21 protein-coding genes and 2 pseudogenes are annotated in these 20,658 nt (G+C 40.4%); 16 read left to right on the top strand and 7 right to left on the bottom strand.

What is annotated here, in order from left to right:
- The 13 genes and pseudogenes from FTT77_RS06805 to FTT77_RS06750 all read left to right on the top strand — a co-directional run.
- Positions 1-110: pseudogene (locus tag FTT77_RS06805) on the top strand (IS5/IS1182 family transposase); the annotation flags it as partial.
- A gap of 381 nt (positions 111-491) precedes the next feature.
- The gene (locus FTT77_RS06800; protein WP_180027254.1) at positions 492-1,427 is read left to right on the top strand and encodes a hypothetical protein; all 936 of its coding nucleotides are present in this window, start codon (positions 492-494) and stop codon (positions 1,425-1,427) included.
- A gap of 133 nt (positions 1,428-1,560) precedes the next feature.
- Entirely contained in the window at positions 1,561-1,947 is a 387-nt protein-coding gene (locus FTT77_RS06795) for a ribonuclease E inhibitor RraB (protein WP_168378552.1), read from the top strand.
- Between the two features lie 329 nt (positions 1,948-2,276).
- On the top strand, positions 2,277-2,723 hold the full coding sequence (locus tag FTT77_RS06790) for an SRPBCC family protein (protein ID WP_078191122.1): 447 nt from the start codon (positions 2,277-2,279) through the stop codon (positions 2,721-2,723).
- Positions 2,724-2,768: 45 nt separating this feature from the next.
- The gene (locus tag FTT77_RS06785; RefSeq protein ID WP_180009302.1) at positions 2,769-3,137 is read left to right on the top strand and encodes a DUF488 domain-containing protein; all 369 of its coding nucleotides are present in this window, start codon (positions 2,769-2,771) and stop codon (positions 3,135-3,137) included.
- A 156-nt stretch (positions 3,138-3,293) separates the two neighbouring features.
- Entirely contained in the window at positions 3,294-3,635 is a 342-nt protein-coding gene (locus tag FTT77_RS06780; RefSeq protein ID WP_168378554.1) for a zinc ribbon domain-containing protein YjdM, read from the top strand.
- Positions 3,636-3,797: 162 nt separating this feature from the next.
- On the top strand, positions 3,798-4,160 hold the full coding sequence (locus FTT77_RS06775; protein WP_180009304.1) for a 5-carboxymethyl-2-hydroxymuconate Delta-isomerase: 363 nt from the start codon (positions 3,798-3,800) through the stop codon (positions 4,158-4,160).
- Positions 4,161-4,425: 265 nt separating this feature from the next.
- Positions 4,426-4,761: a YegP family protein gene (locus FTT77_RS06770; RefSeq protein ID WP_180109098.1), complete on the top strand. Its 336-nt coding sequence runs from the start codon at positions 4,426-4,428 to the stop codon at positions 4,759-4,761.
- A gap of 183 nt (positions 4,762-4,944) precedes the next feature.
- Positions 4,945-5,628 carry a DUF2939 domain-containing protein gene (locus FTT77_RS06765; protein ID WP_180004734.1) on the top strand — a complete coding sequence of 228 codons (684 nt, stop codon included), beginning with the start codon at positions 4,945-4,947 and terminating at the stop codon, positions 5,626-5,628.
- 25 nt (positions 5,629-5,653) lie between these two features.
- Positions 5,654-6,100 carry a nuclear transport factor 2 family protein gene (locus tag FTT77_RS06760; protein ID WP_218948513.1) on the top strand — a complete coding sequence of 149 codons (447 nt, stop codon included), beginning with the start codon at positions 5,654-5,656 and terminating at the stop codon, positions 6,098-6,100.
- A 135-nt stretch (positions 6,101-6,235) separates the two neighbouring features.
- Complete coding sequence (locus FTT77_RS17400) at positions 6,236-7,690, top strand: AI-2E family transporter (protein ID WP_257224706.1); 1,455 nt, start codon at positions 6,236-6,238, stop codon at positions 7,688-7,690.
- A 12-nt stretch (positions 7,691-7,702) separates the two neighbouring features.
- Positions 7,703-8,671 (top strand): GAF domain-containing protein, encoded by a 969-nt coding sequence (locus FTT77_RS17395; protein WP_373685413.1) that lies wholly within the window; start codon positions 7,703-7,705, stop codon positions 8,669-8,671.
- A 90-nt stretch (positions 8,672-8,761) separates the two neighbouring features.
- Entirely contained in the window at positions 8,762-9,814 is a 1,053-nt protein-coding gene (locus tag FTT77_RS06750) for a DUF1176 domain-containing protein (protein WP_180073869.1), read from the top strand.
- Positions 9,815-9,893: 79 nt separating this feature from the next.
- On the opposite strand, the gene FTT77_RS06745 is transcribed toward FTT77_RS06750, so the two are convergent.
- Entirely contained in the window at positions 9,894-10,661 is a 768-nt protein-coding gene (locus tag FTT77_RS06745; protein WP_180109097.1) for a hydroxymethylpyrimidine/phosphomethylpyrimidine kinase, read from the bottom strand.
- Positions 10,662-10,759: 98 nt separating this feature from the next.
- Between FTT77_RS06745 and FTT77_RS06740 the strand changes: the two genes are divergently transcribed.
- Positions 10,760-11,431 (top strand): HAD-IA family hydrolase, encoded by a 672-nt coding sequence (locus FTT77_RS06740; RefSeq protein WP_180009333.1) that lies wholly within the window; start codon positions 10,760-10,762, stop codon positions 11,429-11,431.
- A gap of 28 nt (positions 11,432-11,459) precedes the next feature.
- Here FTT77_RS06740 and FTT77_RS06735 read toward each other — a convergent pair whose 3' ends face one another.
- Positions 11,460-11,909 (bottom strand): hypothetical protein, encoded by a 450-nt coding sequence (locus tag FTT77_RS06735; RefSeq protein WP_180004736.1) that lies wholly within the window; start codon positions 11,907-11,909, stop codon positions 11,460-11,462.
- A 300-nt stretch (positions 11,910-12,209) separates the two neighbouring features.
- Here FTT77_RS06735 and FTT77_RS06730 point away from each other — a divergent pair.
- Both FTT77_RS06730 and FTT77_RS17390 read left to right on the top strand, forming a co-directional pair.
- Positions 12,210-13,379, top strand: a pseudogene (locus FTT77_RS06730) (low temperature requirement protein A).
- Positions 13,380-13,472: 93 nt separating this feature from the next.
- Positions 13,473-13,886: a TM2 domain-containing protein gene (locus FTT77_RS17390; RefSeq protein ID WP_257220987.1), complete on the top strand. Its 414-nt coding sequence runs from the start codon at positions 13,473-13,475 to the stop codon at positions 13,884-13,886.
- 40 nt (positions 13,887-13,926) lie between these two features.
- Here the strand turns inward: FTT77_RS17390 and FTT77_RS06720 are convergent, their stop codons facing one another.
- The 5 genes from FTT77_RS06720 to FTT77_RS06700 all read right to left on the bottom strand — a co-directional run bounded on the left by FTT77_RS06720 (position 13,927) and on the right by FTT77_RS06700 (position 20,435).
- Positions 13,927-14,526: a DUF805 domain-containing protein gene (locus FTT77_RS06720; protein WP_180109096.1), complete on the bottom strand. Its 600-nt coding sequence runs from the start codon at positions 14,524-14,526 to the stop codon at positions 13,927-13,929.
- A 64-nt stretch (positions 14,527-14,590) separates the two neighbouring features.
- Entirely contained in the window at positions 14,591-15,199 is a 609-nt protein-coding gene (locus FTT77_RS06715; RefSeq protein WP_168378561.1) for a DUF805 domain-containing protein, read from the bottom strand.
- 169 nt (positions 15,200-15,368) lie between these two features.
- Positions 15,369-16,652: a ribonucleotide-diphosphate reductase subunit beta gene (locus FTT77_RS06710; RefSeq protein WP_078191110.1), complete on the bottom strand. Its 1,284-nt coding sequence runs from the start codon at positions 16,650-16,652 to the stop codon at positions 15,369-15,371.
- Positions 16,653-16,768: 116 nt separating this feature from the next.
- Positions 16,769-17,005: a CRISPR-associated protein Cas2 gene (locus FTT77_RS06705; RefSeq protein WP_180025856.1), complete on the bottom strand. Its 237-nt coding sequence runs from the start codon at positions 17,003-17,005 to the stop codon at positions 16,769-16,771.
- A 598-nt stretch (positions 17,006-17,603) separates the two neighbouring features.
- Positions 17,604-20,435: a ribonucleoside-diphosphate reductase subunit alpha gene (locus FTT77_RS06700; protein ID WP_180048967.1), complete on the bottom strand. Its 2,832-nt coding sequence runs from the start codon at positions 20,433-20,435 to the stop codon at positions 17,604-17,606.
- Between the last annotated feature and the right edge of the window lie 223 nt (positions 20,436-20,658).

The raw sequence follows: 20,658 nt of genomic DNA, 5'->3' as shown, positions 1-20,658 counted from the left end.
TGAAAACCTTCAAAATTCTTGCTGAGCGATATCGCAATCGAGGCAAAAGACTAGCATTAAGATTCAATCTAATTGCTGGAATTTATAACTTGGAGCTGAGTGAAAAATGACTTATGAAAGAAATCTACTATATCCCCAATTCTGGGGATATATAAATAATTTAAATATCTCTATAAAGTATGTGAAAAATTTAGAAAGATTGATATTAAATTTCTTTGTAGCTTTTAGTAAATAAACGCCATTTTTAAGGTTTTATTATATTTTCTAATGAATATTGAATGATTACTTTTTTAATATAAAAATATTTTATTAAAATGATTTAAAACAGCATTTTAGTTAAATTATGTGCAAGTGTGTATTTGGTCAGATAAATACAGTTTTTTGCATTTATTCTGCTAATATGAAATAAATTATTGATTTTAATTTTTATAAATTAGGTTTGTTTTGGGGAATAAACTTAAATTATTGAAGCTTATTTTGAGGATTGGCAAATGATCAATATTGCTTTAATCGTCCTTATCATCCTATTAATTGTGGCTCTCCTTTTTGTTTATAACCGCAAATTGAAAAATGATAAAACCCTACGTTCACTGCAGGAAAACTTCGATCGTGCGCGGTTAAAACTGGCTGAAACAGAGTCGCAACAAGATGAACTGAATTATGAAATCAGTCAATTACGCATTCAAAACAGTGGCTTAAAAATCCAAGTCGATAAAGTAGCGAAATATCAACATATTGTGGATATTGAACAATATGTTGAGTATCGAACTTTACAGGCAGATGGCTTGTTAGAAGTCACCAAAGCCAATGCAGATATCATGTTGAATGATATTCGCGCCAAGATCGAACAAGTGCGTCAGTATTTGAGCAAATATCAAGAAAAAGCCAAATTACAAACGCAGGAACAAGCCCGTGCCGAGTTAAAAGGTTTATATAGCCAAGCGCTGGATCAGCAGCATTTGGAAAACATCAACCGTGCTTTGGACAACAAAATACGGGGCTATCAGTCAGCGTTCTTTTTGCCTTTACAGAGTATTTTAGATCAGCTGATGGATGGTATGAATGAATCTGCGGCAAAGCAAAATTTGACTGCGGTACGTTGCAAAATGATTGATGCAATGGAGCAGCAATCGACTGCAAACTGTAATTATGTTGATGAAGAACGTCGTTTGGCTGCGATGCAATTATTTACATTGGTGTTTAATAGTCGTGCTGATTTGTATTTAGCCCAATTAAATACCAAAAACTTAGGTGAGCTATTGCAGGCTTTGGCGGATGATTTCACCTTGCTCAATGCGCATGGTGTACATTTTAGTCAGGCACGGGTACTCGACAGTTATCTACAATTACGCTTAGAAGAATTGAAAATGGCAGCTTTGGTTTTACATCTTAAAGAAACTCAGGCCCACATGGATGTTGTGGTTTAATTTGAATTGTTATCAGAAAGATCACTTCGGCGGTCTATTTCTGATTAAAGAGATTTCGCTAATGCAAATTGCAACAATTATCCGTTAATCTAAGTCAACAGAATAAAATTCATAAACGATAAGGGAAAGTACAATGACTCGTGATTTTAAACAATTTCCAGATGATGATAATGGCAATGTGCTGTGGCAGATGCAGCAAGATGGTGATGATTTATCTGTGCCGCACGAAATCGAATATTCAATTGCCTTTTCGAACGAAGCGCAGGCTGAACAGTGTGCATTGTATTTATTGAAAGAAGAGCAAAAAATTTCGTTGTTCCAAGATGAAGAATCAGATCGCGTGGAATGGATTATCACGGTCTATGTCTATATGGAACCTGATTATGAAGATATCGTTGATTTAGAGCAGTGGTTTATTAAAATTGCGGAACAACATTCGGGCGAATATGATGGCTGGGGTTGTATGGCTTATATCTATGAAGATGATGATCTGGAAGAAGATGAAGCACAATTGAGCTAAGTCTCACTATTGCATCTTTAGCAATAAGAACCCAGTCTTTCAACTGGGTTTTTTATTATTTAAATTTTAGAGAAATTGTGTAAAATTTTGATTTTTCAATATTTTTATAAAAATCAATATAAATGCAGCTCACAAAACATAACACGGCATTGCGTTAAAGTGATGGGATCAATCTGTAGGATTCACTATAGTATTGAACAGCAATGACCTTTCTCGCATGTCTCAAAGCTGTTTCATTTAGAACGTTTCAGTGTGATAAAAATGGACGATAAAGCGAGGGTGAATGCATGTGGATGATTCAGTGAAAACAATGACACAAGGACATCATCATGAGCAATACTGTTCGATTACATCGTGTTTTTAGTGCGCCTGTAGAGCGCGTTTATCGTGCCTTTGTGGAGCCAGATGCTTTGGTGAAATGGATGGCACCGCATGGATTTACGGCCCATGTGGAGCATTCGGATGTGCGTGTAGGTGGCTCGTACCGCATGTCGTTTCAAAATTTTTCAACGGGAACCACACACGCTTTTCATGGTGATTATCATGAAGTCGTGCCGAATCATTTACTGCGCTATACAGACCAATTTGATATGCCAGAGTTAGCTGGTGAAATCGAAGTCACTGTTGAGTTTAAAGCGGTCTCCGTAGGAACCGAAGTGACGATTGTACAGGCAGGGTTGCCGAGCGTTATTCCACCTGATGCCTGTTATTTGGGGTGGCAGGAGTCTTTACAGTTGCTGGCTTTTTTAGTGAATCCAGCGATCCCCGATGAATAATCTGAAGAATGATCGAAAAACTATAAATAGGCGAAGGAGGGCTTAATGACTGTACACATTAAACGTATTTATGATGAGATAAGCCCAGACGACGGTAAACGCATTTTGGTCGATCGCTTGTGGCCGCGTGGTATCAGTAAAGTGAGCGCAGAGCTAGATTTGTGGCCGAAGGCATTGACGCCATCTACAGATTTACGTCGTTGGTATCATCAAGATGAGGCAATGGCTTCTCGATGGGACGAGTTTAAACAGCGCTATTTGCAAGAAATACAGCCACATCAAGCCGAGTTGGAACAACTACGGGCATGGGAAAAAGAGGAGCCACTAACCTTACTCACAGCGGCTAAACATACGGATAAAAATCATGCGCATATCTTAAAAGCGTTAATATTAAACACCTCATTAGATATCTAAAATTTAAACCTTCAAGTGCTGTAGCGTTGTGAAATTTACGACCTTCACAAGGTGATTAAACCATACGATATTTATGGTTTTTAAGTTCATGAAATACATAAAAATGTTATATTAAGTTTTTATGGATTTTTACATCCATCTTTTTTGAGGTCTTTTATGTCTTTACCCAATTGTCCCCAATGTAATTCTGAATATACCTATAATGATGGTGACTTACTGATTTGTCCTGAATGCTCACACGAATGGCGTGAAGGCGAAAGCGCTGCAGATGAACAGGTGCTGATTAAAGATGCCAATGGCAATGTATTGGCCGATGGCGACACGGTTACTGTGGTGAAAGATCTTAAAATTAAAGGCTCATCGTCAGTGGTGAAAGTTGGTACCAAAGTTAAAAATATTCGACTTTTAGCTGATGCAACAGATGGTCATGACATTGACTGTAAAATTGATGGTATCGGGGCTATGAAACTCAAATCTGAATACGTGAAAAAAGTTTAAGTTTCGTTTTTGTTCGCTCTAAAGCAACCTTCAAGCATCCTAAGCGAAGTCAACACTTGGCTTAGGATGTCTACTTAAACATGAAATTGATATCTAATCCGCTATAGATTTTACTTTTCAGCCTGCATAATAGACGCATTACAGGTTTGAAATGTCTTTACTATGCCGCATATTCATTTGGAATATTCCAATAACCTTGACGTCGAAGCTCGACCTTTACTTAAAGCGCTAAACGCTGCCTTATTTGAATCGGGTCATGTGAGTGCCATCAATGATATTAAGAGCCGTGCTGTCGCTCAACAAGATTTTGTTGTGGGCTTGGATGAACACGCTCAACATGCGTATATGCATGCCAAAGTTTCATTATTGACGGGTCGAACGGTCGAAGTGCAAAAGCAAATTTCATTGTTGTTATTGGACGTGCTGAAACAACATGTCACAGCTTCAGTAGTAGAAGTGCAACTTTGTGTGGAAATTTTAGAAATGAATAAAGCGACGTATTCAAAGCAGATCGTGAGTTCTTAAGACATTCATTACATGCAGAAACGCGCATATATTTTGAAATACATCATGCTGTAAAAATGATGAAATCTGACTTCGGTCGGATTATTTTTTATTGGAATTATTTATTAAAAAATCCCTTTTTGATTAAATTTTGAGCTTTATACTGATCAAAAAAGACATTGAAAAATGTGACCGAGTTCATTTATATTCTGTAGATCAGGTTGAATTTCCAACAACAAATCCTGATCGAATAATAGATAAAACAATGAAAATGAAGGGGTAACCTATGTCGGGATGGTACGAGATCAGTCACTCTAATGATCAGCAGTTCCGTTTTGTTTTAAAAGCGGGTAACGGTGAAATCATTTTAACGAGTGAATTATACAAAGCGAAAGCATCAGCACAAAACGGGATTGAGTCTGTACAAAAGAACAGTGGAGATGACAGCCGTTTTGAACGACTGACAGCCAAAAATGGCAAACCTTATTTCAATTTGAAAGCGGCAAACCATCAAATTATTGGAACTAGCCAATTTTATGCCAGTGAGCAATCGCGAGATAAAGGCATTGAATCAGTTAAAACCAATGGTGCAAGTACCCAAATTAAAGATCTAACAGTTTAAATTTGCAATAACCTGATAGAGATAGTTGAAAGGGAATAAACCCTGATGGCTCATCAAAATCACTAGGTCAAAAGCAATATGGTTCTCAGATAAGTGCTGTTGGGTTGGACGCTATTCAATCAGATCAGGCTTATTTGACGGTACAAGGAAGTACCACAACTTCACTGGCTAGAGTGGTGAACGATGAATAAGCAGAATCATATTTTGTATTATGGGCTCATTACGATTTTGATCATCGTCATGGGTTGGATGATTGCGTCTCCGTATTGGGTGTTGTATCAAATACGTCAAGCCTATGAGCACAATCAACCTGAAAAAATTGCTCAATATATCGATTTTGCGGCAGTCAAATCGAGTCTAAAACCACAAGTTGAAGACCTCATTCAACAGAAAACTGGGCTACAGCATTTACCCGAATTTGCCCAGTCTTGGGGTGGGCAGCTCAGCACAGTCCTCAGTGCAACGCTAGTCGACAGTCTGGTCAATCCAACCAGTATCATGCTGCTTTTACAAGGCAAAGCATTAAAAGAGTCGATCCAACTACCAGAAATAACCAAACTGACCAATCCGAGCATGATTAGCCCAGGGATTGAACTATTCACGCATGCTGAAAATAAGGTCGCAGAACAACCTTATGCGTCAACACTATCCAAAAATGACGAAACTGCAACCGCTGTTGCTTTAAAGCAAAGCCAGCCACTTGAACCCAAAGCCAGCTATAGCGCTTGGAATCGATTTGATCTGTATGTGCCGCTCCAAGGCCTAAGCGAAGAAAAATATACCGTATTTAGTATGCAACGCCGCGGTTGGAGCTGGAAGATCGTTAAAATTCAACTTCCAAACGCCGCCCAGAACAATGCTTCATAAAAAATAAAATAAATAGGTGCCAGAGATGCAAGATAAAATCAAAATAGTTGGTGACCAACAGGCCGCTGACGAAATTCTGCAATTTTTAGCCAATTGGGATGAGGTCATCTGCCAATTGAAAATTGAAAATATTGCTGAATCCTGCGCAGCAGATGTGTACTTTTTTGATGCCAGTTGTGAAATGCGTGGCTTAATGGCATATCAAAAAATGTGGGAATTTTATCGGGAGTATTTTCGTGAAGGCTTAAAGGTATTTAGGCGGGAATTGGTCATCCATGCAGATCCTGATATTGCCTTTCTGCACTGTTATTCCAAAATTGATGATCAGAGCGGGATACCGACGCCGGGGATCTCGTGGTGTCGTAATACCATTGGGATGAAAAAAACGCAGTCTCAATGGAAGATCGTTCATCAACATATTTCTGTTCCCGTGGATATTGTGACTCATCAAAGTAAAGTAATTATCTTTTAATTCATCTGAAAACACAGTATGAAAACAGAGCCATGTCGCTCTGTTTTTTTTTGCAAATCATTACATGAAATTCGTATGCAGTTCTAAAACTTCAGCCTAAATTAAAAAATAATGACCATCGTTCAGGATAAGAAAATGGATCATAAAAATAATAAATTAGCGCAAGATTTTGAATCATCACCATCAGGTCAAAAGCAAGGCTTGCAAGATCTGAACGCATCGAAGCAAATGCCCCCTGCAGATTTACATAAAGTGATTCGAATCACGGCAGGATTTATCATCGGTAGTTTGCTGATTGCCGCCTTATATCTTGGCAAAGATATTTTTATTCCATTGGCACTCGCAATTTTATTGGCTTTTTTAGTTGATCCTTTGGTGATGAAACTCCGTGGTTGGGGACTACCACAGATGCCATCTATATTTATTGTGGTCGGTTTGGCTTTGGCGATTTTGTCCGGCGCAGCCTCATATTTGGGTTATCAACTGGGGCAATTAAGCCAAGAATTACCGCAATATCAGGGCACAATTCAAAAGAAAATGGATTCTATTCGTCAATTTGCACGCGGCCCAAGTGTTTGGGATGGCGCAAAAACCACCATAGATACCGTTGAAAACTCGATAGATGATGTGGTGCCTGAAGAGAAAAATCCTAAAGTGCAGCAAGTGAAAGTGGTGGGGCAACAACAAACCACGGCTGAAGCAGTCATGGCTTGGAGTGAGCGGGTACTCAATCCTTTGGCAACTGCGGGTATTGTTTTTTTGTTTGTGATTCTGATTTTGGTTAATCGGAAAGATTTGCATGATCGGTTCCTTAAGCTGCTGGGCGGAAATTTAAATATCGGAACAGACGCCTTAGATGAAGCGGCCAATCGTATAGGTAAATATTTACGTATGCAGCTGATGGTCGATGTGACCTACGGTATTCCGATGGCCTTGGGACTATGGTTTATTGGGGTTCCGGCAGCAATTATGTGGGGAATGGTGGCGATTGTGATGCGCTTCGTTCCCTATGTCGGCCCGATGATTTCCGCGATTTTCCCCATTGCATTGGCTTTTGCGGTAGATCCCACATGGAATATGGTGCTGTGGACAGTCGGCTTAATCCTGCTCTTGGAATTGGTCAGTAATAATATTATTGAGCCTTGGTTATATGGGGGAAGTACTGGACTTTCGACCTTAGTCATTATTATTGCCGCCATGTTTTGGACGGCGGTGTGGGGGCCAATTGGTTTAATTTTATCGACGCCTTTAACCGCGTGTTTATTGGTGCTTTCGAGCTATGTGCCATCCTTAGGTTTAATTAAAACCCTGATCGGTAGTACACCTGCATTGGCGCCGCATGAGCGCTTTTATCAGCGATTGGTCGCTGATGATGTGCAAGATGCCATGGATGTTGCACAGACTTTTATTGCTGAAAAGTTACCGAAAGATGCCATGGATGAAATTAAGGCACGTCGGGTCAATGCGTTTTATGCCAAAGTGGCGATTCCAGCCATACGGATTTTTTCGAGCGGACACAACACCGAGGCTAGTGCAGAGCATCGACTACGCTTACATCAAGGCTTAAAGCTGTTTAATCATAGTTTTTAACGGGCATATCCAGTGGCACAAGAGGATCAGAAAACTGAGGTTTTATGTATCGGCGCACGTTGGGAAATTGATGTTCAAGTATCGGCTATGTTGGCGCATGGGCTAAGTTTAAGTGGTATTCAGGCTCAGGCATTTAGCGACGTATTGATTCAAAATCAGCATCAAAGTATGGATGATATCCAAGAGGATATTCAGATCGTATGTATTTCGATTTTCCATACGGCACCAGAAGCTCAAATTCGCCTACTAAGCCATGTTTTTAAGGCACAGTTTCCGGATAAAAAACTGATTTTTGCACTTTGGAGCTGTGATGAGATATCCCAATTAGATGCGATCAAAGAAAATTTCACCGTCGATGCTGTGGTCAATAATATGAATGACTTGTTATTAACCATTGAAGCTTTTCAATTGAAGCAGGGGGAATCTTGGTTGGATGAGCCTGATCCTAGCGTTGAAGTGCAGCGCTTAAAAGCATTAGAAGAACTGGATGTTTTGGATGAGCGGAATTTGCCGATCTATGAACAATATATTGAAGAAGCCCGACAAGCCTTCGATGTGAAATATGCACAAATCTCTTGGGTCAAGCAAGACTGGGTCTATACCCCAGGTAGCCCTTTGGCTCAGGCTACCGAGCAACCGATGCAGGTGCGCCAGTCCAAGCAAGACTCGATCTGCAGCCATTTGGTGTATCAAAATGAACGCTTGATTATTGAAGACCTACAACGTGACCCACGCTTTGCGCATTTACCTGAATTGATGCATAACCGCATTCGCTTTTATGCAGGCGTTGCACTTAGAGACCGTAATGGGGTCGCGTTGGGAAGTTTTTGTGTTTTAGATCGGCAGCCGAATCAAATGACCGATGATGATATGAGTCTGTTAAAAGGCCTTGCGGCAGATTTGATGAATACGCTCAGTGATGAAAATGTGAAGCGAAAAAAATGTGAGGAGATACAGCAACTGAATGATTCGTCTTCATAATTTCAAATGATGCAGCAGATCTTTTTAGACTGGAGTTTCAGTGAAAAGCATTTTAAGATGGTTCTAATATAATTATTTTGAGCCAAAGACATGAACAAAAATAATGTCATCTGGCAACTTCTATTAGGCTACGTTGCTGCATTGGGTTGTAGTGTGAGCTTAGCTCAAATTCAAGGAAACTATTTTTCACATAAGGATTGGGAAATCGCTTGTGATAATACGGGGACTTGTCGCGTTGCAGGTTATCAAGCGGAGGGCAATCAGCCCGCTATTTCTGTGTTATTACAACGTGCTGCGGGAGCTCAAGCGCAAGTCAGCGCACGAGTGAAACTCGATCCTGAAACCTTCAATGCGGCAAATCAACCACTTCAACTTTACATTTTAGGTAAAAATCAGGGAACTGTGCAGCTTGATGCCAAAACTGCGGAAGGTCAGTTAAGTGCAGCTCAAACTCAAAAACTGATTCAAGCCTTACAAGCCAACCAACCAATTGTGTGGAAAGGCAACAACAAAACATGGTTATTGTCGGTGCAGGGCGCTAGTGCAGTTTTACTCCGTATGGATGATTTTCAAAAGCGCATAGGGACAAATTCGGCATTATTGCGTAAAGCCAATAGTAGTTCGGCCAATGTACTCAAACCGAAAAGTATTCCGAAAGTGAATATTCAAAATTACAGTAAGGGCTTACAAACACGGTATGCCGTCAATGCGCCCACAGCCAAACAATTGTTTGGATTGATAAAGAAGAAAACGACAGTAGAAGATTGTCCTCAACTCTTTGATGCAAATTTCTTAGAGGATGATCGGGTCGTGGTGTTTCCAATCAATGGGAAAAATGCCTTGGTCGAAGTGCCATGTTGGCGTGGGGCATATAACAGTGGTAATGGATATTGGCTGATGGATCGAAATTTAAAGCAAATCAAACAATCCGTGACCTTTTCCGGAAGTGGTTTTAGCGAAGGGCAGATTTTCTCCAATCAACGTGGACGAGGCATTGGCGACTGTCATAGTACGGGGGAGTGGTCATGGAATGGTCAGCGTTTTATCCAAACCTATATGGCAAAAACCACACAGTGCAAAGGATTTGCTGGTGGTGCGTGGGAAATTCCAACCTTGGTCTATCGCGTTCAACTCGACTCTTAATTTGAAAAAGCCCTGATATTCAGGGCTTTAAATGATATAGCGGTTTATTCTATGGGGTTTAAATAAATAACCGAGTACTTTAAAAACGTTTTGGTATTTTTTGTCCACCGACAACCGGTGATTCAGCGATTTTCAACACACCAAATAACCATGTTTCGGCATGATGAACAGCCGTTTTGAGCTCATCACCTAAGGCTAAACGCCCTGCAATAAAACTCGCCAATGAACAGCCCGAACCATGATATTCCCCATCCAGTCGTGGACAACGGGTTTCAGAGACTAATTCACCCTGAACATATAACGAGTTTTGAATATAGTCAGGCGTATTTTCATGCCCACCTTTTACTAATATCGCTTGAGCACCCATCGCAAAAAGTTGCGCAGTTGCTTTAGAAATATCCTCTTCACCTGTGAGCGCACGTAATTCTACGGTATTGGGTGTAAGCACAGTGGCAAGTGGAATTAGTTCTGCAAAGGCTTTGACCAAAGTTGCTTGATCGCCCAAAGAGCCACCACTATTGGCAACTAAAACGGGGTCGAGAACATAATGATATTCGGGATGTTCACGTAAAAACTCAGCGAGAGCCGCGATATTTTCAGTCGTTCCTAGCATTCCTGATTTTACACAGCGAATAGGGAGGTCACCGACGACAGCATGTGCTTGGGCCAGCAATAACTCACGAGAGGTTGCTTCAAACGAATACACTCGTTGTGAGTTTTGAACGGTTAATGCTGTACACGCAATGGCAGCATGTGCGCCACTTTGACCAATGGCTTCAATGTCCGCTTGCAGTCCTGCACCACCTGAAGGGTCAAGACCTGAAAAGCACAGTACAGTAGGGCGCACAATGATGTCCTTATTACACAAAATTTGCGATAGTATAGGCAACTTTGAGCGAACACTCGATAGTATTTTTGCAGAAGTGAATGGATAAGGTAAAAGCTGTGATTAAGAATATATTGATCGATCTCGATGGAACATTAACAGATCCAAAAGTTGGCATTACCACTTCAGCACGCTATGGACTGGCGAAAATTGGACATCCTATTTCGGATGAGACCAATATCGATTGGATCATTGGACCACCTTTGAAAGCCTCTTTGGCCAAAATCCTCAATGTCGATATGCATAATGTACTTGCAGATCAGGCTTTACTTGGTTATCGCGAGCGCTTTGCCGTTACGGGCTTATTTGAAAATAAAGTGTATCCTGCGGTTGCCGACACTCTAGCAACTTTACAACAGCAAGGCTTTCACTTGTACGTCGCTACAGCAAAGCCGACGGTCTATGCCCGCCAAATTTTAGAACATTTTGATTTGGCAAAATATTTTACTGTGATCTATGGCAGTGAACTGAACGGTGAGCGAACCAACAAAGGCGATTTAATTGAATACATTTTGCAGCAAGAACAGTTGGATGCGAAGGAATGTGTGATGGTGGGAGACCGTGAGTACGATATTTTAGGCGCGCGCCGTAATGCTGTGCCGAGTATTGCTGTGAGCTATGGTTATGGTAGTACAGAAGAAATTCAAATGGCTGCACCAGCGCTAGTAATTGACGGTTTTAACGATTTGATTTCGAGTATTGAGCAATTGCAGCAGCAGAAAGTGTCGTAGTTGCACCGAACCTAATGAATGATGCTGATTATTTAAAGATAATCAGCAAAATGAGCAAGATCACCCCACAGAAAAGCCATTTGAGCAAAGGAGACTCATCATTTTTGATGGTTTCTGCTTCGAGTGCGATACCATGTTTGTCGTAAACAAATACAAAATGTGCATTTGCGCTTAGAGCCATTTCTTGAATGGCTTGTAGCTCGAGTGCGCTGACTTCTTCACTTAAGCGTTCTTTTAACTGAATAAAAATAACCGGCTGTCCAAACTCATACCACTTGAAGTGGATCTGTTGTATGAGTTGGTTGAAGCACTGTTCTGCAACATGATAGTTTCGGACAAAACTTCCACGTTCTATAAAAGCCAGAGGGCAGTTTTGTTCAGCTACAATTTGATGATCACGCGTTAAAACTTGCATTTGATCATAATGAATCTGTACCCAAACTGCGTCAGGAAAAGACGCTAATTTTTCTTCTAACATTACTTTTAGGTTTCATTATTATTTTAGTGGATAGCAGTATGTCATTAAAATTTAGAGAAAAATATAGCTGAGATATAAAAAACACATCGATCTATCGAGTTTTTATCTTAAAACGTCTTTCGCAGTTTTGTCACTTTGAATTTTTAACTTCTACAATTGAAATATCTAAATCTTAAGTGTGTTTTTAAAGCCATTATCCTTTTTCTAGAAAACTGTTTCTCATCTGATTTATGTAATCGATCTTGTAACTGTTTCAGGCTTTTGAAAAAATTCAGACAGAAAACAATAAAGCTGAATGCTATGTCCAAATCATTTTTATTCCCTAGTCAGTGGCTCAAACCTTTGCACCCACGTGATCCACATGAGCATCATCGTGTCGCGACCTCTTTAGAATTGCTTTTTGACTTGATCTTTGTCGTTGCGATCGCAACAGCAGGGCAGCAACTGCATCATGCCATTGTTGAAAATCATTTGGCTCAGGGTTTAACGCTGTATGGCATGGTGTTTTTTGCCTTGTGGTGGGCGTGGATGAACTTTAGTTGGTTTGCTTCGGCGTATGATAATGATGATGCGCTCTATCGAATCTTAACTTTCGTACAGATCATTGGTTCTTTGGTCATTGCTGCAGGTATTCCAAGCGCTTTTCAAAAGCAAGATTTTGATGTGATTGTGATTGGTTATGCCATTATGCGTCTGGGCTTAGTTACGCAGTGGTTTCGCGTTGCAAAGCATGATCTGTCCCGTCGGAAAACAGCATTACGCTATGCTTTTGGCATCATACTGGTGCAAGTGGGGTGGCTGTTCTTTCATTTTTCACCGCTGCATTTCACCGTTTATCTTTTCATTTTGCTCGCAATTGCTGAACTGTCTGTGCCAGTTTTTGCAGAAGCTGCAAGCCGTACACCGTGGCATGCGCATCATATTGCAGAGCGATATTCACTGCTCACCATTATCGTTTTAGGCGAATCTATTGTCGGCTGTTCGATTGCGATGACTGATGCATTAACAAATCAGCGTTTTAGTACTGAACTGATCTTTTTGATGGTAGGCGGTCTGATGATGATGTTCACCATGTGATGGTCTTATTTTGATACCAGTATTGCAGAGCGTTTAAATAGCCGAAAAATGACATTTACTTGGGGTTATGGACATTTCTTTGTCTTTATTAGTATTGCGGCGATTGGTGCTAGTTTAGCTGCCGCAGTCGATGTGGTTTCGCATGAGGTACTGATTAGTTCTGAAAAAGAAAGCTACTTTGTGGCGATCAGCCTCGTGATTTATACGACAAGTTTATATTTACTCCATGAATTGCATCATCAAAGTGGCTTTAGAAAACTTTTATATCCTTTAACCGTGGTGATTGTTTTGTGTATTCCGTTGTTTATTACTCCTGCGGGTTATGCAATATTTGCGATGGCAGTGGTATATGCATTGAGATTGATGTTTACAAAATGCTATTTGGCAAGATAAGTTAATGATATGATATTCATCAATAATTCGTTATATTGCTGATGAAAATAACGTCCAAGAATCATCAAATAAAGATAAAACATAGAGGATTATATGAAAGGGCAAATACTAGATTTTTCTGTTCAAAATAATACAGGCATCATCAGCGGAGATGATCAGAATCGTTATCAATTTTCTGGAAGCGATTGGAAAGGGCAAACTGTTCCTGCTCGTGGACAATTTGTTGATTTTGAGACAAGTGGATTGGGTTACGCAACCGATATTTACTTAGTCGCTGTGCCGAATGCTTTAGGCACGCAATACGGTCAAAAGAGTCGTATTGTTGCTGCACTCTTAGCATTCTTCCTTGGTGGATTTGGTATACATAAATTCTATTTGGGTCGTATTGGATGGGGGATTGTGTATCTGCTATTCTGTTGGACCTTTATTCCATCCATTGTTGCTTTTATTGAATTTATTATTTATCTATGCACTTCAGATGAAGATTTTGCGCGTAAATATGGCTAAAGTTTTTTGTTAAAAGATAAGGCGCATTGTGCGCCTTATTTTATTGTTGCAGATCTCTAGCGGGTTGACCCCATTGGTTGTTCTCGGCTTTGGTGTCTGTAGCCCACCATATAATCAGTGGGATGATCCCAATGATTGTGAGCATTAAAAGTTGCCACCAACCTGAACGTCCCGTGTCATGTAGTCGACGTGCGCCAACAGCTAAGCTAGGAATAAGTAAAACGATATTGGTAATATTTTCTAGCCAAGGTTCACTGCCAATAACGAAATCGCAAATAGAGGCAAGTATAGTGACCAATATACAAAATAGCCAAAAGAACCAGAACTCTTTACGTCGAGCACGTCCTTCAAATTCAGCAAACTTTTTCAGTGGTTTGAATGACCACGCGAAAAAGTCATAGTTTTCCTCTTCTTCACTGTAGTTTGCTCGCGTATTCGTGGAAAAACTTTGTTGGCGTAATGCAATATAGACTTGAATCGCTTGCCCACTTTCATCCAAAGCAAAATCAACCTGTTCTCCACGTGTAGGTGGTCTTTGACCGCGCCATTCATGACCAGCAAATTGATAGTGTTTTCCATCTTCAGCACTAATCACCCCAGTATTAGTTTGAATCGAAAAATCTAGTATTTGTCCTTTCATATTTTTCCTGAGTTAATGTGCTGTAGATAGGGTGGCTACATAAATAGTAGCCACGATTTTTTATTTATTTGGCAGGTTGTCCCCATTGGTTTACTTCAGGTTTGGTTTCTGTTGCAAGCCAAATTAGAACCAGAATTGGTCCAACGAGCGGAATCATTTGTATTAACCAATACCAACCAGATTTATTAATATCATGTAAACGACGTACTGCAACGGAAAGGGACGGAATAACCATTGCTAAGATGAAAATACCAGTGAATATTCCTTTGGTTCTAAGCACTGAATCGACAATCAGAGTAATAATCATTGCGATAAGATAGACCAATACAAAAAACCAATATTCTTTACGGCGTGCACGTCCAGTAAAGTTGGCATAATTTTTTAGACATTTGACAAACCAATCAATCATGTTGAATTTTGATTCAGCTTGGTCTTGGTTTGAAATTTTATCGAGTTGCTGTGAAATTTGTTGAATAGGATTACTGCTGCCAAGTGCATTGAATACTTGAACAGCTTGACCTTCTGGACTGATATCGAAATCTACATGATCGCCGCGTTTAGGTGAGTTTTGGCCACGCCATTCTGCACCTGTAAACTCATAACGGTTTTGATCATCTCCACTGATAATGCCTGAATTGGTTTGTACTGAATAATCTAAAATCTGACCTTTCATTCTGTCCTCTTTTATTATGTGATTTTTATTAATTGATGTATTTTTATACCGTTTTATATTAGCAGAATATGAATTAAATTAAATGCATAGATTTGCTTGGGTGAATGAAATTCTTCATAAAAAAAGCGGAACACTTGGTTCCGCTTTTGATATTTTGCTGAAAAATTTATTACCAGCTTAACGCGCCACCAGTTTGGTAATCCGTTACGCGAGTTTCAAAGAAGTTCTTCTCTTTACGTAAGTCCATCATTTCTGACATCCACTGGAATGGGTTATTCACACCAGCAAATTGTTCAGGTAAGCCTAATTGGCTCAAACGACGGTTACAGATGAACTTCAAGTATTCTTCCATCATGCCTGCATTCATACCCAATACACCGCGTGGCATAGTGTCACGTGCATATTCGATTTCAAGCATTGTACCTTCAAGAATCATTTGAATGATTTCTTCTTGGAACTCAGCAGTCCATAGGTGAGGGTTCTCGATCTTGATTTGGTTGATCATGTCGATACCAAAGTTCAAGTGCATAGATTCATCACGTAAGATGTATTGGAATTGCTCAGCAACACCATTCATCTTGTTACGACGACCCATAGACAAGATTTGGCTGAAACCACAGTAGAAGAAGATACCTTCAAGTACGCAGTAGAACGCGATCAAGTTGCGAAGCAAGATTTGGTCGTTTTCAGGTGTACCTGTTTTGAAAGTAGGATCACTTAAAGATTGTGTATATTTTAGGCCCCATGCCGCTTTACGAGCCACTGAAGGAATTTCACGGTACATGTTGAAGACTTCGCCTTCGTCCATGCCTAAAGATTCGATACAGTATTGGTAAGCGTGCGTGTGAATCGCTTCTTCAAATGATTGACGTAAAATGTACTGACGGCATTCAGGGTTGGTAATGTGACGGTAGATTGCAAGAACCAAGTTGTTTGCAACCAAAGAATCCGCAGTCGAGAAGAAACCTAAAGAACGCATAACAATGGTACGCTCATCTTCGGTTAAGCCATTTTCAGACTTCCAAAGTGCGATGTCATGGTTCATGTTCACTTCTTGCGGCATCCAGTGGTTTGCACAACCGTCTAGATATTTTTGCCAAGCCCATTCGTATTTAAACGGTACAAGTTGGTTTAAGTCAGCGCGGCAGTTGATCATCGCTTTATCGTCAACTTGAACACGCTGAGCACCCATTTCTAGCTCTTCTAAGCCAGGTGCAACGTCTAGATTTTCTAGAGCGTTAGATGCTCTTGCCAACGGATCGGTTGGATCTGTTGGTCGATTTGTACTGGTTCGAGCGGGTTGTGCAGCTGCCAAATTCGGCGATGAGTGCTGTGCATTAGATACCACTTGCGAATCAGTCGTTTTTTGCGGTTCGACGGGCGCAGGCTGGTGAGCTTGTGCAGCTTGTTTCGGTTCATCATCTTCGAAATCGTCCCAACTTAGGATAGACATGGGATTCTCCTCACTTTATTTAAAAAGCAATGAACCCCATTTTGAAATAGAGAAGAGATTATAAACCTCTCCCTATTTCAAAACCATTTATTATGATTAATAAATGGGCGGGGTATTTACTCCTTTAATATGTTTAATAAATTTTGGTCAATTGGGAAAACCGCAAAACGGTCATCATGATCAACGCAATGCCTAAAATCATTCATGATTTCATCAGAAGATTTAGTGGTATTTAATAACCAAATCGACTTTTGTAATCTTTGGTGTTCATATAGTCCAAGAGTTTGATAAATCTTAGAATAATTTGAACGTGGTTTATTTTTTAAATCGTAACTTAAGCACCATTGGCTCATATAAAGCTCCTTTCACAATGATTGAGTTGGACTGTTTGTTTGCTTTCATTTTTAAAACTCCTAAAAACAAAGCTTTAGTTTTAAGGTGAAAATTAACAGTTGACTCAAAACTCAAAGTGAACGAAGATTTCGTTACTTTCTACTAAGAAAGTTTTCAGCCAACCGAGTTCTCGGTTATCTGAGATTGATGGAGGGGATATTGCAGTATCCCCAACATTTTTCCCAAATCCTTTCTAAATCTCCAATTACTTTCTATCTTTCATAATCTTTGATCTAGGTTTGATTGTGTATTTCTACATTATCAAAAGAAGTAATTCTGTCTATAAAACTACTTATTTTGATTACGCGATTTATATGCCTTGAACCAGAAATAGGCGATCGGGACATAAAAAGTCAAAATAAAGGAAACCACCAAGGCGATAAGCCCTAACTGATAGTTATGCGTCATATGTGGCATGGTGGTGTCCTTTATTTATTTTTAATTTTTTAAATCTCCCCAAACCCCTCTTTAAAAAAAGAGGGGCTTCCTTGAATCCAAAAGGGTTTTAGGAAGTCCCCCTTTACAAAGGGGGATTTAGGGGGATTAAAACCTGTCAGATTATTGACAAGCTTCACAATCAGGGTTGTCAATTGAACATGCCATTGGCACTGGAGCTGCTTGACCAAAACCTTCTTCTTCAGCAGCAACTTCAGCTTTAGGTTCTTCTTTCGCAACAGCAGTTACAGGTGCTGCAACAGTAGCAGGCTTAACCGCGTTCAATGCGCCAGTGTTAATGGTTGATTTCTCAGCAGAAGTCGCACCTAATGCACGTAGGTAGTAAGTAGTTTTTAGACCACGTAACCATGCCATTTTGTACGTCATGTCGAGTTTCTTACCGTTTGCACCAGAGATGTAAAGGTTAAGAGACTGAGCTTGGTCGATCCATTTTTGACGACGTGATGCAGCATCAACAATCCAACGTGGCTCAACTTCGAACGCAGTCGCGAAGATTGCTTTAAGCTCTTCAGGAATACGTGCGATTTTTTGAACCGAACCTTCGAAGTGTTTCAGGTCGTTCACCATTACAGAATCCCAAAGACCGCGATCTTTTAACGCACGCACTAGGTACGGGTTGATCACTGTGAATTCACCAGAAAGGTTAGATTTCACATACAGGTTTTGGAATGTTGGTTCGATTGACTGTGATACGCCACAAATGTTCGAAATGGTTGCAGTTGGTGCAATCGCCATCACGTTTGAGTTACGCATACCGTCTTTTTGAACTTTAGTACGTAAAGTATCCCAGTCCAAACGTGTTGTACGGTCAACTTCGAACATACGGTCAGGACGTGCTTTTTGTACGATATCTAAAGAGTCAATTGGCAAGATACCTTGATCCCAAAGTGAACCTTTAAATGTCTCGTAAGTACCACGTTCAAGTGCCAAGTCGCTAGATGTTTGAATCGCGTAGTAAGAAATCACTTCCATAGATTCATCAGCGAACTCAACCGCAGCATCAGAACCATAAGCCAATTTCATTTCGTATAAAGCATCTTGGAAGCCCATGATACCCATACCCACTGGACGGTGTTTCAAGTTCGAGTTACGAGCTTGAGGAACAGCGTAGTAGTTGATGTCAATCACGTTGTCGAGCATACGAACAGCAGTTTTAACTGTACGAGCAAGCTTTTCACGATCTAACACACCGCCTTGAACGTGTTGTACAAGGTTAATTGAACCTAAGTTACATACTGCGATTTCATCTTCGTTAGTGTTCAGCGTAATTTCTGTACACAAGTTAGAAGAGTGAACTACACCAACGTGTTGTTGTGGTGAACGTAAGTTACATACGTCTTTGAATGTGATCCAAGGGTGACCAGTTTCAAACAACATAGACAACATTTTGCGCCATAAGTCTTTCGCACGGACTTTCTTATGTAGCATGTTGGTTTCTTTCGCAATGCCTTCGTAGTAAGCATAGCGTTCAGCAAATTCTGCACCTGTTAGGTCATGCAAGTCAGGTGTTTCAGATGGTGTGAACAGAGTCCATTCAGCATCTTCGAATACACGTTGCATAAACAAATCTGGAACCCAGTTCGCTGTGTTCATGTCGTGTGTACGACGACGGTCATCACCTGTGTTCTTACGAAGCTCTAGGAATTCTTCGATGTCCAAGTGCCATGTTTCAAGGTATGCACATACTGCACCTTTACGTTTACCACCCTGGTTGACTGCAACGGCAGTATCGTTGGCAACTTTAAGGAACGGTACAACACCTTGTGACTTACCATTTGTACCTTTGATGTACGAGTTAAGCGCACGAACTGGCGTCCAGTCATTACCTAAACCACCCGCCCATTTAGACAACATTGCGTTATCACGCATTGCGCCATAAATGTTGTAAAGGTCATCTGAAATCGTTGTTAAGTAACAGCTAGATAACTGTGGACGTAAAGTACCCGAGTTAAATAGAGTAGGCGTAGACGCCATGTAATCGAAGCTAGACAATAAGTTATAGAATTCGATTGCACGTGCTTCACGGTTGTCTTCGTTCAATGAAAGACCCATTGAAACACGCATGAAGAATAATTGTGGTAATTCGAAACGTACGCCATCTGAGTGGATGAAGTAACGGTCAAATAAGGTTTGTAGACCTAAATAAGTAAATTGGTTTGAGCGTTCTGGTTGAATCGCAGCAGCCAATTTTGCAAGGTCAAAGTTAAGAAGTTCTGGAGAAAGAAGATCAAGTTCGATACCTTTCTTCAAGAAAGTTTCTAAAGCGTCGCCTTCGTTCGTGTCAGTATCTAAACCTAAGAACTCTAACCCTGTAGCAACAAGGTCGTTACGCAATAAACGCGCAGTCACGTATGTATAGTTTGGCTCTTGTTCGATACGTGTACGAGTAGCCATCATCATGGTCGTTGAGATGTCTGACTCTTTTACGCCATTATATAGGTTTTTCACAGTCTCATCGATAATCGCTTGAACATCGATGCCTTCTAAACCTTCAGCTGCTTTGACAATATTTGCCTCAAGCGCGCCAAGATCAAGCGGTTTAAGCTGACCGTTTGAACCCGTCACTTGTAAAGTAGGGTGGTGGTGAGCACCAGTTTGTTTACGAGCTTCAGCACGTTGTTCGCGGTAAATCACGTAAGAGCGAGCAACTTTTTGCTCACCTGTACGCATAAGCGCAAGTTCAACCTGATCCTGAATTTCTTCAATATGAATGGTACCGCCAGAAGGTAAACGACGGTTAAAGGTATTCAGTACCATCTCAGTTAATTGAGAGATACGGTCATGAATACGACTGGAGTCAGCGCTTTGCTGGCCTTCAACGGCCAAGAACGCTTTACCAATCGCCACAGAGATTTTTTCTGCATCAAAAGGTGCAACGTCACCGGTGCGTTTAATCACCTGAATTTGACCAGGGGTTGAATTCGTTACGCTCATGCTAGCATAGCTCCATTTGTCATCTATTTTTATGTTAGGACCGTTTGAACTGGGCAATTTTTATGCCACAGTGTTTGAGGTTTAAACACAAGACCTAGTGGTTTAAAAATTTATTGAACACAAGATACGGGAAAATTCAGGGTATATCAATATTGACATTTTACTAAATGCTTTGAACATTTCTGGCAGAAATCCATCTCAAAAAATCCCTATTTTTTATCTT

This window comes from Acinetobacter sp. YH01010 (genome assembly GCF_013420775.1).
Lineage (GTDB): Bacteria > Pseudomonadota > Gammaproteobacteria > Pseudomonadales > Moraxellaceae > Acinetobacter > Acinetobacter amyesii.
This window is presented reverse-complemented; position numbering and strand designations above follow the sequence as displayed.